At 63.8% G+C, this 12,273-nt stretch carries 14 protein-coding genes and 1 pseudogene; 14 read left to right on the forward strand and 1 reads right to left on the reverse strand.

Annotated elements, in window-relative coordinates; translation table 11 throughout:
- The first annotated feature begins 263 nt into the window (after positions 1 to 263).
- The 13 genes and pseudogenes from H5T74_14370 (at position 264) to H5T74_14430 (ending at position 11,015) form a co-directional block, all read left to right on the forward strand.
- A complete protein-coding gene (locus H5T74_14370) occupies positions 264 to 1,679 on the forward strand; it encodes a CoA-binding protein (protein ID MBC7231561.1) in 1,416 nt (471 codons plus the stop codon).
- 39 nt (positions 1,680 to 1,718) lie between these two features.
- On the forward strand, positions 1,719 to 1,895 hold the full coding sequence (locus tag H5T74_14375) for a hypothetical protein (protein MBC7231562.1): 177 nt from the start codon (positions 1,719 to 1,721) through the stop codon (positions 1,893 to 1,895).
- 49 nt (positions 1,896 to 1,944) lie between these two features.
- On the forward strand, positions 1,945 to 2,754 hold the full coding sequence (locus H5T74_14380) for an SDR family oxidoreductase (GenBank protein ID MBC7231563.1): 810 nt from the start codon (positions 1,945 to 1,947) through the stop codon (positions 2,752 to 2,754).
- 54 nt (positions 2,755 to 2,808) lie between these two features.
- Positions 2,809 to 4,539: a thiamine pyrophosphate-binding protein gene (locus tag H5T74_14385; GenBank protein MBC7231564.1), complete on the forward strand. Its 1,731-nt coding sequence runs from the start codon at positions 2,809 to 2,811 to the stop codon at positions 4,537 to 4,539.
- A 167-nt stretch (positions 4,540 to 4,706) separates the two neighbouring features.
- Positions 4,707 to 5,819 (forward strand): nitroreductase family protein, encoded by a 1,113-nt coding sequence (locus H5T74_14390; protein MBC7231565.1) that lies wholly within the window; start codon positions 4,707 to 4,709, stop codon positions 5,817 to 5,819.
- Positions 5,820 to 6,230: 411 nt separating this feature from the next.
- Entirely contained in the window at positions 6,231 to 6,545 is a 315-nt protein-coding gene (locus tag H5T74_14395) for a (2Fe-2S)-binding protein (protein MBC7231566.1), read from the forward strand.
- Positions 6,508 to 6,771 (forward strand): 4Fe-4S binding protein, encoded by a 264-nt coding sequence (locus H5T74_14400; GenBank protein MBC7231567.1) that lies wholly within the window; start codon positions 6,508 to 6,510, stop codon positions 6,769 to 6,771. Before H5T74_14395 ends, H5T74_14400 begins: the two co-directional genes overlap by 38 nt.
- Positions 6,762 to 6,830 (forward strand): annotated as a pseudogene (locus tag H5T74_14405) (4Fe-4S binding protein). The gene H5T74_14400 and the pseudogene H5T74_14405 overlap by 10 nt, the downstream one beginning before the upstream one ends.
- Positions 6,831 to 7,151, forward strand: a complete 321-nt coding sequence (locus tag H5T74_14410; protein ID MBC7231568.1) for a hypothetical protein — start codon at positions 6,831 to 6,833, stop codon at positions 7,149 to 7,151.
- A 699-nt stretch (positions 7,152 to 7,850) separates the two neighbouring features.
- On the forward strand, positions 7,851 to 8,384 hold the full coding sequence (locus H5T74_14415) for a methylenetetrahydrofolate reductase C-terminal domain-containing protein (protein ID MBC7231569.1): 534 nt from the start codon (positions 7,851 to 7,853) through the stop codon (positions 8,382 to 8,384).
- Positions 8,385 to 8,422: 38 nt separating this feature from the next.
- Positions 8,423 to 9,238, forward strand: coding sequence for a basic amino acid ABC transporter substrate-binding protein (locus tag H5T74_14420; GenBank protein ID MBC7231570.1), 816 nt, complete (start codon positions 8,423 to 8,425; stop codon positions 9,236 to 9,238).
- Between the two features lie 208 nt (positions 9,239 to 9,446).
- Entirely contained in the window at positions 9,447 to 10,106 is a 660-nt protein-coding gene (locus H5T74_14425) for an amino acid ABC transporter permease (protein MBC7231571.1), read from the forward strand.
- Between the two features lie 177 nt (positions 10,107 to 10,283).
- Positions 10,284 to 11,015, forward strand: coding sequence for an amino acid ABC transporter ATP-binding protein (locus tag H5T74_14430; protein MBC7231572.1), 732 nt, complete (start codon positions 10,284 to 10,286; stop codon positions 11,013 to 11,015).
- 102 nt (positions 11,016 to 11,117) lie between these two features.
- Here the strand turns inward: H5T74_14430 and H5T74_14435 are convergent, their stop codons facing one another.
- On the reverse strand, positions 11,118 to 12,020 hold the full coding sequence (locus H5T74_14435) for a DMT family transporter (protein MBC7231573.1): 903 nt from the start codon (positions 12,018 to 12,020) through the stop codon (positions 11,118 to 11,120).
- 76 nt (positions 12,021 to 12,096) lie between these two features.
- On the opposite strand from H5T74_14435, the gene H5T74_14440 reads away from it, so the two are divergent.
- On the forward strand, positions 12,097 to 12,273 hold a 177-nt coding region (locus H5T74_14440), incomplete at its 3' end, for a transposase (protein ID MBC7231574.1).

The following is a 12,273-nucleotide window of genomic DNA, read 5'->3' on the forward strand; positions in this document are numbered from 1 at the left end:
CGTTTTCCGCTTCATTCGCAAGGTTCCCCATCTTTACCCCACCAGCATTGCTGTTATTGCTGTTCTGATACATATTTCAGCAATTCTAGCAAGTGATACTTGCTATTTGAAATGAGAAATCCGGGATACAATATGCGGGCGAGTCTCAAGTTGGTTTCAAGGTGGAGGGGGCGGGTGATGCTCGCGGGCCCTGGATCAAAAAGCATGCACGGGCTGCCGTATCCCGGCGCGGGGGATCGCAGTTGAGCGATGGAGGTGTGAGTATGACGATTCCAGACCTGGAGCCGTTCTTCGCTCCCCGGGGAGTGGTGATCGTAGGGGCACGCCGATCCCCCGGATTCGGCTTCATCCTGCCCATGGCGCTGCGGCGCCAGGGATGGGGAGATCGTCTTTACCTGGTCAACCCCGCGGGGGGAGAGCTGCACGGCATGCCGTTGTACGAGAGGGTCGCCGACGTGCCGGGGGATCCCGACCTGGCGGTGGTCATCGTCCCCGCCCCGGCGGTGCCGCGCGCCCTGGAGGAGATAGGGGAGCGCGGCATACGCCACGTCATCGTGGAGAGCGCGGGCTTCGCGGAGACGGGGGGAGAGGGCGCGGAGCTGCAGCAGCAGGCGCTTGAGGCCGCATCCCGCTGGGGAATACGCGTCATCGGACCTAACTGCGTGGGGGTGATCAACACCGCCAACCGTCTCTCCACCGTGGAGGTTGTGGAAGAGGCCTTCACCCCCGGGCCGGTGGCGATGATCGCCCAGAGCGGGGTGTTCGGGAACATCCTCCTGGACAGCCTGCACCGGAAAGGCCTCTTCATCTCCAAGGCGGTGACCCTCGGCAACCGCATGGACGTGAACGAATGTGAGGTCCTGGATTACCTTCACCGGGATCCGGAGACCGCGTTGATCATGATGTACCTGGAGGGGGCGGCCGACGGCAGACTGCTGCGGGAGACCCTGGACCGGGTCACCCGGGACAAGCCGGTGCTGGTGCTCAAGAGCGGGCGCACCGGTGCGGGAAGGCTGGCCACCGCCTCCCATACCGGGAGCCTTTCGGGCGAGGACGAGCTCTACGGCGCTCTCTTCAGGCAGACCGGAGCCGTCCGCGCCTCCACCCTAGATGAGCTTGTGGACATGGCGCGGGTCTTCTCCACCCAACCGCTCCCGGAAGGGAACCGGCTGGGCATAGTGACCTCCAGCGGCAGCCTGGGGGCGCTGGCCACGGACGCGGCGGTGGAGTCCGGCCTCCTTCTCCCGGAGCCTTCCTCCGCCACCGTGGAGAGGGTGCGTGCCGTAGCTCCGCGGTGGATGAACGTGCGCAATCCCCTGGACGTGGGTCCCTCCGGCGCTTTCATCCCGGCCATAACCGCGCTTCTGGAGGAACCCCGCGTGGACATGGTCCTCTCCATCGCGGTGATGCCCTTCGCCGTCTTCCGCGAGTTCAAGGAGCGGGGGGTCTCGGTGCGGGATTTCCTGGGGATCGCGGAGGGATTGCGCGAGAGGGCGTCCGCAAAGCCGCTGGTATTGTGTTCCATCGGCGACGAGGGGTTCGTGCGGGAACTGGACGAGGCGGTGGGGCCGGACATCCCGGTGCTGGGTTCGCCCGAGAGTGCCGCGAGGGCCTTGGCGGCCTTCTACCGCTACAAGGCGAACCTGGACGCGAGGAAGTGGAGAGGGAGGAACGCCTGAGTCCGGGCCGGCAGCGGAGTCCGTCGAGAGCCGCGGCCGGTGCCAGGTAGTCTATCCCGGCGCCCCGGCACGGAGCACGGCAGGGCGGCAGGCACCTATAATCCGTACTACCGCGGCATCATGGAGGAGAGCATAGACTTCGACGAGCTGGCGCGTTTTCTGAAGCAGAGCGCGCTGGCCATGGTGAGAGCGGAAGGGCGGGGGAGCGGCGGTTAGCCGCCGCGCCCCGGTGGGCGGACCGGGGACGGGAAAGGGGGAGCCAGCCATGTTCTCGCTGGAGGGGAAGGTCGCGGTGGTGACGGGTGCCGCCTCCGGGATCGGCAAGGTCACCGCGCTGCGCTTCGCGCGGGCCGGCGCCAAGGTGGTGCTGGCGGACATCGCCGACGCCGGCGAGGTGGCTCGCGAGGCGGGAGGCATCTACGTCAAGACCGATGTGAGCATGGAGGACCAGGTGAGGGAGCTCATGCAGGCGGCGGTCTCCGAGTACGGCAGGCTGACCACCGTGGTCAACAACGCCGGCATCGGAGGCCAGGTCGGCACCGTGGACAGCATCACCCGGGAAGGCATCGACGAGACCCTGGACATCAACTTCAAGGGGGTCCTGTGGGGGATAAAGCATGCCGCGCCACTCATGGAGGACGGCGGATCCATCATGAACACCGCCTCTTACGCGGGCCTCTACGGCACTCCCACCTACGGCACCTACGTCGCCTCCAAGGCGGCCATCATCGCCGTCACCAAGACCGCTGCCCTGGAGCTGGCGCCGCGCGGCATCAGGGTGAACTGCATCTGCCCCTCGACGGTGGATACCCCCATGGCCTACGCAGAGGGAGCGGCCGAGGTGGAGCTGAAGCTGGCCAACATGCTCATGCCGCTGGGGCGCCTGGTGCAGCCGGAGGAGGTGGCCGCTCTTTACCATTTCCTGGCAAGTGACGACTGCGCCATGATCACCGGCCAGGCCATCGCCATCGACGGCGGCATGACCGCGGGGCCCGGTCTGGGGATGATCGGTCCGCTATACGAGAAGATCTTCGCGAAGAGTCTGGACATAGAGGATTTCAAGGCGAAGGAATAGCCGGTGTATCCGGAAGGGTCGGCGGTCGGCAGAGGGATATCGGGAGGTGTTATCATGGCCAAGGTGACGGGGGGAGAGGTAATAGTCAAGTGCCTGCTCAAGGAGGGGGTGAAGAGGATTTTCGGCATCACCGACGCCGGGTACCACGCGGTGATGGCGGCGGCGGTGGCCAGCGGCATCCGCTGGGTGGGCCCCCGCCACGAGGCGGCAGCGGCGCATATGGCGGACGGGGTCTATAAGACCGCGGGTGAGATACCGGTGGTCATGGCGGGCTACGGCCCCGGCACCGCCAACCTGGTCTCCGGCCTCATCTGCTCCCGCGAGGAGGGGGTGCCGGTGGTGGCTATCTCCTCGCAAGCCCGCTCCGGGATCGTCTATCCGTTCGTCTCCGGGGCCTTCCAGGCGGTGAACCAATACGAGATCATGAAGCCGGTGGTGAAGTGGAACGCGGTGGTGCACCAGTGGAACCGCATCCCGGAAGTGATCCAGAGGGCATTCCGCGAGGCGCTGTCGGGACGGCCGGGACCGGTGCACATCGACATACCCTACGACATCATCTTCGAGGAGGGCGACGATTCCGGGCTCAAGTACCTGGAACCCCACCAGTACCGGCCCATGGCCCTAGAGCCGCCGGCGGCGCAGGTGGAGGAGGCGGCCAGGCTCATCGCGGAGGCGAAGAACCCCCTGCTCATGGCGGGCACGGGAGTCCTCAACTCCGGGGGGTGGGAGGAATTCCAGGAACTGGTGGAACTGCTCAACTGCCCCGCCACCACCTCCATGGCCGCCAGGTCCGCCTTCAACAACGACCATCCCAACTACCTCCTGGGCCTAGGCGAAGGGGCGTTGACGGCGCGGCGGGAGGCGGACGTGATCCTGGCGGCAGGCACCCGCCTGGGCAACCTGGACCTCCCCTACGACATCTACTTCGGGGATATCGATGCGCAGAAACTCATCCAGGTGGACGTGGACCCCAGGAACGTGGGCACCAACCGCCCCATCTCCTTAGGCATCGTGGCCGACGCCCGGGCCACCTTGAGGGCCCTGCTGGCCAGGCTCAAGGAGCTGGGAGTCAAACCTGCGTCGGGCGAGGCGGTGCGGAGGTTCAAGGATATCGAGGCGGAGCAGATGGCCATCCTGGAGGCGGCACCGAAGAGTTACGAGGGAGACAAGATCCACCCCGCCACCTCGGTGGAGGCGGCGGCCAAGGTCTTCGGACCCGAGGCCATCAACGTGGGGGACGGGGGCAATACCAGCCTCTTCGACGCCCTCTACCTGCGCTTCACCAACCCCCGCACCTCCCTGGGCATCTTCGAGTTCGGCCACCTGGGCACGGGCATCCCCATGGCCATCGGGGCCAAGCTGGCCAACCCCGACAAGGACGTGTACGTGATCACCGGGGACGGCGCGGCCGGTTTCAACTTCATGGAGATGGAGACGGCAATACGGGAGAAGGTAAAGATCACCGTCATCGTCCACGCCGAGGAACACTGGTGCATGGAGGAGATCGAGCAGCTGGCCTTCTTCGAGGGGGACGCCTCCAGGGTCATCGCCTGTCAGCAGGCGCCGGTGCGCTGGGATAGGGTGGCGGAGGGCATAGGATGCTACGGCGAGTTCGTGGACAAAGCGGAGGACTTGCTGCCGGCCTTCGAGCGGGCCAAGGACCACGAGCTCCCGGCAGTGGTGTGCGTGAAGACGGACTTCTACGCCAACCTCGTCCCGCCCCTGGCCGACAAGTTCATGGAGGTCTACGAAGGCCCGCCGGCAGGGAGCGGCCACCCCGCTTAGCGGCCTCTATCCGAGGGGTCAATCCAAGGGGTCAGGCCCGGATTTTGGATTTGGTCCAAAGACCGGGCCTGGAATGGCCTCAAGGACAAGGACGTCCTCGGAGCGTGATAAGTTACTGGCATCGATGATCGAAGATATGGCCCCACTAAAAATCTCTGGGAGGAGAGATGGAACAGACGAAGACCGCGACCCGTGACTACCGGTCCTACTCCGATACGCCCTGGGGTCTGTGGGAGGTGCTCTACGCGCGCCGTTCCCACCGCAAGTACCTTCCGGGGGATTACACGCAAGCCTTTTTCGGCTCCCTTGAGGAAACTGTGGACCTGGCGCTTTCCACCCGGGGAGCCGTCGAGGGGAGCGTCATGGTGGTCACCGACCCCGGGAAGGTGGAGAGGATAAAGAAGCGCATACACAAGGGGACGCAGGGCAAGATCAACCTCTGGCTCAACCGCTCCCCGGTGGCCGGGTTCCTGGCGCTGGCGGTGGCGCGCGAGGATGTGAGGAGCGAGAGGCCGCGAGAGCTGCCCCTCGCCGCCATGGCGGCGGAGGACGTCGTGCTCTGGCTCACGGAAGCGGGCCAGGGCACCTGCTGGCTGGGTGGGCTGAACCAGAAAGAGGTGGGAACGGCGCTGGGCCTGGGCAGGGAGACCTACGTCTCGGCGGTGATCACCTTCGGAAAACCCAAGCCCCGGGTCAAGGCCATGGACATGGACCACATGCTCTACCGGCAGATATCGAGGAAGCGCAAGCCGCTCTCCGACATCGCCTATCTAGAAACCATGGACAATCCCTATAGCGTACGGGAGCTGTCGAGGGAGCCCTTCTCCGCCCCCGCGGTCCAGGACGTCGCGGGACTGCTGCGGCGGCTGGGGGAAAAGCGCGAGAGCGACCCCGGCGTTCCCCTCGACCTGGCCCTGGATGCCTGCTTCGAGGCCGCCCGCATCGCCCCTAGCGCCGGCAACACCCAGCAGTGGCACTTTATCGGCGTCAGGCGAGAGGATACACTGGAGAAGCTGGCCCGGGCCTGCGGCGTAAATGTCGCGTGGCGGGCCGCCGTGGTGGGTGTCGCCGACCCCGACCGCTCCTACCTCTACGAGATGCTGGAGAAGCCGTTCTGGATGATAGACGTGCCCATAGCCCTCTCCCAGATGTCCCTCATGGCCGCCTCCATGGGCTTCGGGGTGGACGTCTGCGTGGATGGCGTCGACGAGGCGGGGATAAACGGACTCGTGGGGCTGGAGCCGCCTCTGCGTACGGTCGGCGTCCTAGGCCTGCGCTGACATGGATTCATAGACAATCTCTATATCCCGATAAAACAAAAAAGAAGGCGATCGGGAAACCGAATTCCCGACCGGCTGCCGATTCGTATTCTCGTAATTCCCGTTTCGATGACGAGCCGTTATCCTCTACACCTGATCGGCGCGGATGATCGGATCCTCGGACCAGGGTCGGTAAACCAATGACCGGGTTGTGGCGCCCGTGTATGCGGGTGGGGGTTTATGCAGGATGCCCGGTTTACTTGCCTCGAGTCGAGGATTAAAGGAACGCGAGAGAAAGACGAAGAGGGGGACTTCACACACAGCTGAACGCGGCTATTGCCATTCATTAGGGGCGTTTCTACAGCATCTCCGCACCCCATCCGCGGCAGCATTTGCACAACCGGCATCGCTGGAGGCCGGGTGATGATCGGCTTGACCATCGATGGACGGCGGATCGAGGTCGAGGAAGGAACCTCCATCCTACGGGCGGCGGAGGCCGTGGGGATAAAGATCCCCACCCTGTGCGAGCATCCCGCGGTGAGGGCGAGCGGCTCCTGTCGGATCTGCCTGGTAGAGGACGAGAAGGGGCGCATGATCGCCGCCTGTGACACCGTGTCCCGGGACGGGATGTCCGTTGTCGCCGGGAGCGAGAGGGTGCATGAGGCCAGGAAGGCAGTGCACGAACTGATCCTCAGCGCGCACCCCATGCATTGCGAGGTGTGCGAGAAGAACAACGATTGCAGTTGAAAAAGATCGCCGTCAAGATAGGCGTGACCGGCAGGGAGTTTCCCATCAGCCAGGACTATCGCCCTATCATCGATGCCAATCCCTTCTATATATAAGAGACCTTTCCAAATGCATATCCTGCGGGCTTTGCGTTAGAGCCTGTCTCGATGTGCAGGGAGCGGGGACCTATGAGATGCGGCAGACGGGGGCGTTTTCCGCCCCGCCGTATGCGGGGACCTGCCGGTAGACGATTCCGCCTGCGAGTTCTGCGGGCTCTGCGTGTCCATGTGCCCGGTGGGTGCCTTGATGGAGAAACCTTCGCTTCATCTGGGCTACGAGGATCGTGTCGTGGAGACCACCTGCCCTTACTGCGGCGTGGGCTGTACCCTGGCCCTTCGTATAAGGGACGGGAGGGTCATCGGGGCGGGAGCGGGAGTCCCCGGCTCCGTCAACGGTTACAACCTTTGCGTGAAGGGGCGTTTCGGACTCGACTTCGTGCACCATCCGGACCGCTTGAAAAAGCCCCTCCTGCGAAAGAACGGGGAAAGACGGGGTTGGGATTTTCGCTCTTTCGGAGGCCCGTGGACGTGGCGGCCCCCACGGTACCGGGAAAGGCCGCGTTTGTGAGGGGGCATGATGTTGTGGGAAGCCGCCTCCCTTGCATCTGGTGATGGTGTGGGAACGTTGCGGGCAGTCGTGGTACCGGCGGATGCCGCAAGGCGCCTGATGCGCATGTGCCTTTCGGAAAAGAGCTCGGAGGAGACGTCGCTACCAGGCGCGTTGGTGGGGGTGCAGGTCCCCGGTAGGCCATGCTCCCTGATGGAGCTGAAAGCCGGTGCAAATGTCAACGATATCGCCGCGTGGGTGGGATTGGAGGATGGATGTAAGGCGGTTTACCTGTTCGGCGAACGCGATCACGTCGTGGAGCCCGCACACTTTTCCGGCCAGGGCGTGGAGGGTACGAGGAAGGTCGGCTTTATGGACGATAGCGCTTGTATGTCACGCACGGCGATGCTCATGGTCCTGTATGCAGGTCGAAGGTGTTGTGGAGGTTGTGCGCCCGGCAGGACGGCCTCGTCGGCTGCGGCAGGACCCATCCAGGAAATAATGGAAGGAAGAGGCGGAGATGCGGCCGTGGCGGTCTGGAGAGGGCTCTGAAACTGTCTGGAGAGCTGGCCCTCTGCGAGGAACTCGCGCGGGGCCTGGAGCCAGTCCGCGACTGCCTCAGGGGATTCACATCCGAGTTTCTATCCCACGCCAACGGCAGGGGATGTGCGCATGGAAGCGGCGTTTTAAAGAGGACAGAGATAACCTAGGGGGTGGGAGATGAAGAGCATCACGCGACAGAAGCGTACGGAGGAGATAAAGAGGATGCTGGGATCCGCCCGGACCATAGCCGTGGTGGGTTGTGGCACCTGCCCCGCCATGGCCGGCACGGGCGGCGTGAAGGAGGTCGAGGAGCTGGCGCGCCGCTTGGAGGATGAGGGCGTGGAAACAAAGCCACGCGCGGTTCTTACCGTTGCCTGCGAGTCCCTGGCCCCGGAGGCGGAGCGCGAATTCACCGCCCTGCTGCAAGGGGTAGAGGCGGTGCTTGTTACCGCATGCTCTCTGGGGGTGAGGATGGTTGCGGAAAGCACGATCTTGCCGATGCTCCCCGCCCTAAACACCCTGTTCATCGGAAGGGAAGCGGAACCCGGCTTGTTCGTCGAGGAGTGCGCGCAATGTGGGGATTGCGTGCTGAGGGATTTTGGAGGTATCTGCCCCATATGTGAAGGAGGAGGGAGTGAAGATGATACTGGAGATAAAAGAGCAGGTTACGGATATCCCGGGGGTTCACGGCGTACATGTTTCCTTATATAATTTGAACGTTGCCGGCCGAAGTCGAACAAGGAGGGAAGATGCGCAGGAAAGGATTTCTCGCCCTGTTGACCCTCGTTCTCGCCCTTACCCTGGCGGTGAGCCTGCTGGCCGCGGGCTGCGGCGAGGAGAAAGAGGAAAAGAAGGAGGAGGAGAAAAAGGAGGAGGTCACGGTCACCACCCTCCAGAAGGGCAAGCTGCTCATGGGCAGCGACACCACCTACCCGCCCTTCGAATCCATAGGGGATGACGGCAAGCCGGAGGGGTTCGACGTGGATATCGCCACCGAGATAGCCGGGCGCCTCGGCCTGGAGCTCGAGGTGGTGACCACGGCCTGGGACGGGATCATCCCCGGTCTGAAGGCGGACAAGTACGACATCATCATGTCCGCCATGACCATCACCGACGAGCGTCTGGAGGAGATCGACTTCAGCGACCCCTACATCGATTCCAACCAGTCCATCGCGGTGAAGAAGGGCAACACGGATATCAAGAGCGAGGCCGACCTCGCGGGCAAGGTTGTGGGGGTCCAGGTGGATACCACCGGGCAGTTCACGGCGGAGGAGATCCCCGGCATCAAGGAGATCCGCAAATACGACACCATCATCCTCGCCTTCCAGGAGCTTGAGCTGGGCAGGATAGACGCCATCCTCAACGACTACCCCGTCAACGCCTACATGAGCAAGATACGCGGCCAGACGGAGGTGGTGGCCACCATCAAGACCGACGAGCAGTATGGGATCGGCATCCGCAAGGGCAACGACCAGCTCAAGGAGGCCATCAACAAGGCGCTGGCGGAGATGAAGAAGGACGGCACTTACGACAAGATCTTCAAGAAGTGGTTCGGGGAGGAATAGGCAAAAGCAATACGAGCTTGAAGATGTCCTGATGTCGGAGACGGCGGCCCGCGCGCGAAAGCGAGCGGGCCTTTCGCGTTGAAGGGAGGTGTGAAGGATAAACGGAAGGCTGAAGATCGTGCTCTGGGTTCTCGGCATCCTCGCCCTGGCCGCCGCGGTGGCCTTCTTGGCGGTGTTCCTCACCAGGTTCGAGGCGGGAAAGAAGTTCATGGACGAGTTCTTCAGCGGGCGGGTGTTCAAAAAGACCATGCCCTACGTGGCCAGGGGGCTGTGGGTGACCATCAAGCTCGCGCTGATCTCGGAGGTGTGCATCCTGGCCGCGGGCCTCATGGTGGCCTTGGTGAGGATATCGCGACTCATACCCCTGCGCTTCCTGGCCGCGGTGTACATCGATGTCATCAGGGGCATGCCCCTCCTGCTGCAGATCTTCATCGTCTATTTCGGGCTCGCCTACATGGGCATCAACTTGAGCCAGTTCGTGGCGGGGGTGATCGCCCTCACCATCTGCTACGCGGCATACGAGGCGGAGATTTTCCGCGCCGGCATCGAGTCCATACACAAGGGGCAGATGGAGGCGGCGCGTTCCCTGGGCATGGGCTACCTGAAGGCCATGCGCTATGTGGTCCTTCCCCAGGCGATAAGGAACGTCATCCCGCCGCTCTCCAACGAGTTCATAGCCCTGCTCAAGGACACCGCCCTGGTGGCCACCATCGGGCTGGCCGAGGTCTTCTTCCGAGGCCGGGAGATGATGGGAAAATATGCCAGTGTAACCCCGCTCATGGGCGCCGCCCTGTGCTACCTCATCATCACCCTTCCCCTCATGCGGCTGGTGCAGTTCATGACCACCCGCCTCTCCATGAAGGATTGAGGCGGCGAGGCGTGACAAAGGCGGCGGGACCGGCGATGAAACGGTGAAGGGGTTGCCGAGAGGGCCAGTTCGCGCGGGGCGGCGGCGGAGAGCCGTTCGTGCCGGGCCGCGTTATGGGTTAATATTGTCATTGACGCGTAAGGCGGGATCCCGGGAGGGGGATTGAACGGAGAATACATGGTGGAGATCGTTGATCTCCACAAGCGTTTCGGCTTCCACGAGGTGCTAAAGGGAGTCAACCTCAAGGTAAAGCCCTCGGAGGTGCTGGTGATCGTCGGGCCCAGCGGCTCCGGCAAGAGCACCATGCTGCGCTGCGTGAACGGTCTCGAGCACGCCACCAGCGGACACATCTATATCGAGGGCGTGGACATCACCGACCACAAGGTGGACATCAACGCCATGCGTCAGAAGGTGGGCATCGTCTTCCAGAGCTTCAACCTCTTCCCCCACCTCACCGCCCTGCGCAACGTGACCCTGGCGCCGATCAAGGTCAGAAAGATGGACCCCGCGGAGGCGGAGGAGAAGGCCCTCCAACTCCTAGAGCGGGTGGGACTGAAGGACAAGGCCTCGGCCTACCCCGCCCATCTCTCCGGCGGACAGCAGCAGCGGGTGGCCATCGCCCGCGCCCTGGCCATGGACCCCGACCTCATGCTCTTCGACGAGGTAACCTCGGCCCTCGACCCCGAGCTGGTCAAGGAGGTCCTGGACGCCATGAAGGACCTGGCGCGGGAGGGGATGACCATGCTGGTGGTCACCCACGAGATGGGCTTCGCCAAGGAGGTGGGGGACCGCCTCATCTTCATGGACGACGGGCTGATCGTCGAGGAGGGACGCCCGGAGGATATATTCACCAACCCGCGCCACCCCCGCGCGGTGGAATTCTTCTCCAAGATCCTCTCCCACCTCTGACGACGTTCGCGATAACCCCGGCGCTTTCTCTACCCGTGCTGGTCCGGAGACGGTTATCTGTAAGGCTATGAAAAGATACCCGCCTTTGCTCCGGCACTTTCTCTACCCGTGCTGGTCCGGAGATGGGCTTTCCGGCCTCGCCTCGGTTATGAGCATGGCCACGAGCATCACCGCGCAGCCCAGCCATCCCCGCCAGGAGAGCCTCTCTCCCAGCAGGACGATGCCGAAGAGGACGGAGAACACCGGCTCCATGATCAGCACCACCGAGGTGCGCACCGGCGAGATGGCCCGCTGCGCCCAGGCCTGCACGAAGAAGGCCGCCGCCGAGGCGAGGACGCCGCAGACGGCGATGGTCATCCACACGAACCCGCCGGTGGGGAAGACGAAGTCCTCGAAGATGAACCCGGATGCGGTGTGCATGGCCGCCACCACCCCCATCTGCACCAGGGTGAGCAGCACCAGGTCATGGCGCTGGACGAAGCGGTCCATGCAGATGATGTGCAGGGAGTAGGTGAAGGCGCACCCCAGCACCAGGGCGTCCCCCAGGCTTATGCCCTGCCCCGGCTGCAGGGAGAGGAGGGCCAGGCCGGCGGTGGCCAGGACCACGGAGACCATGGAGCGCAGGCCCGGCCGCTTGCGCAGGAAGAGGGTGGAGAGGATGGGCACGAAGACCACGAAGAGCCCGGTGATGAAGCCGGCGTTGCCGGCCGAGGTGTACTTCAGGCCGATGGTCTGCAGGGAGTAGGCGCCGTAGAGGAAGACGCCGAGTACAAGCCCGGCCGCCAGCGTCCCGCGGTCCAGGCCCCTCATGCGGCGCAGGGATACGGCGGCCATGACCAGGAAGGCCAGGACAAAGCGCCAGGCCATGAATACGAAGGGGGTGATCTCCTCCAGGCTCTTCTTGACCAGGGAGAAGGTGAGCCCCCACACCACGGTGACGGCGATGAGGGCCAGCTCCGCCTGCCGGGCCCGAGTGAGGAAAGCACGCCTCTCCATAGCTTGCATCTCCCGCTCTCGTTGTCGGTTCCTTCCAGGCAACGAGAGTAGTATATAGGTGACGAAGGCGAACAGGCGAGGAGGTGTGGCGGTAGAGAGCTGCTCGGGCGTCCTCGCCTGCTGTATGGACATGCGGAACCCTTTCGAGGCGGCGTTGAGGAAGTGGTGCCCGCAGGCGGGGATCGTCTACCACCCCTTTCACATCATCTCCTCCTACGGGCGGGAGGTGGTGGACAAGGTACGGGTGGCCGAGGCCAAGAAG

The organism is Actinomycetota bacterium (genome assembly GCA_014360645.1).
Lineage (GTDB): Bacteria > Actinomycetota > Geothermincolia > Geothermincolales > RBG-13-55-18 > Solincola_B.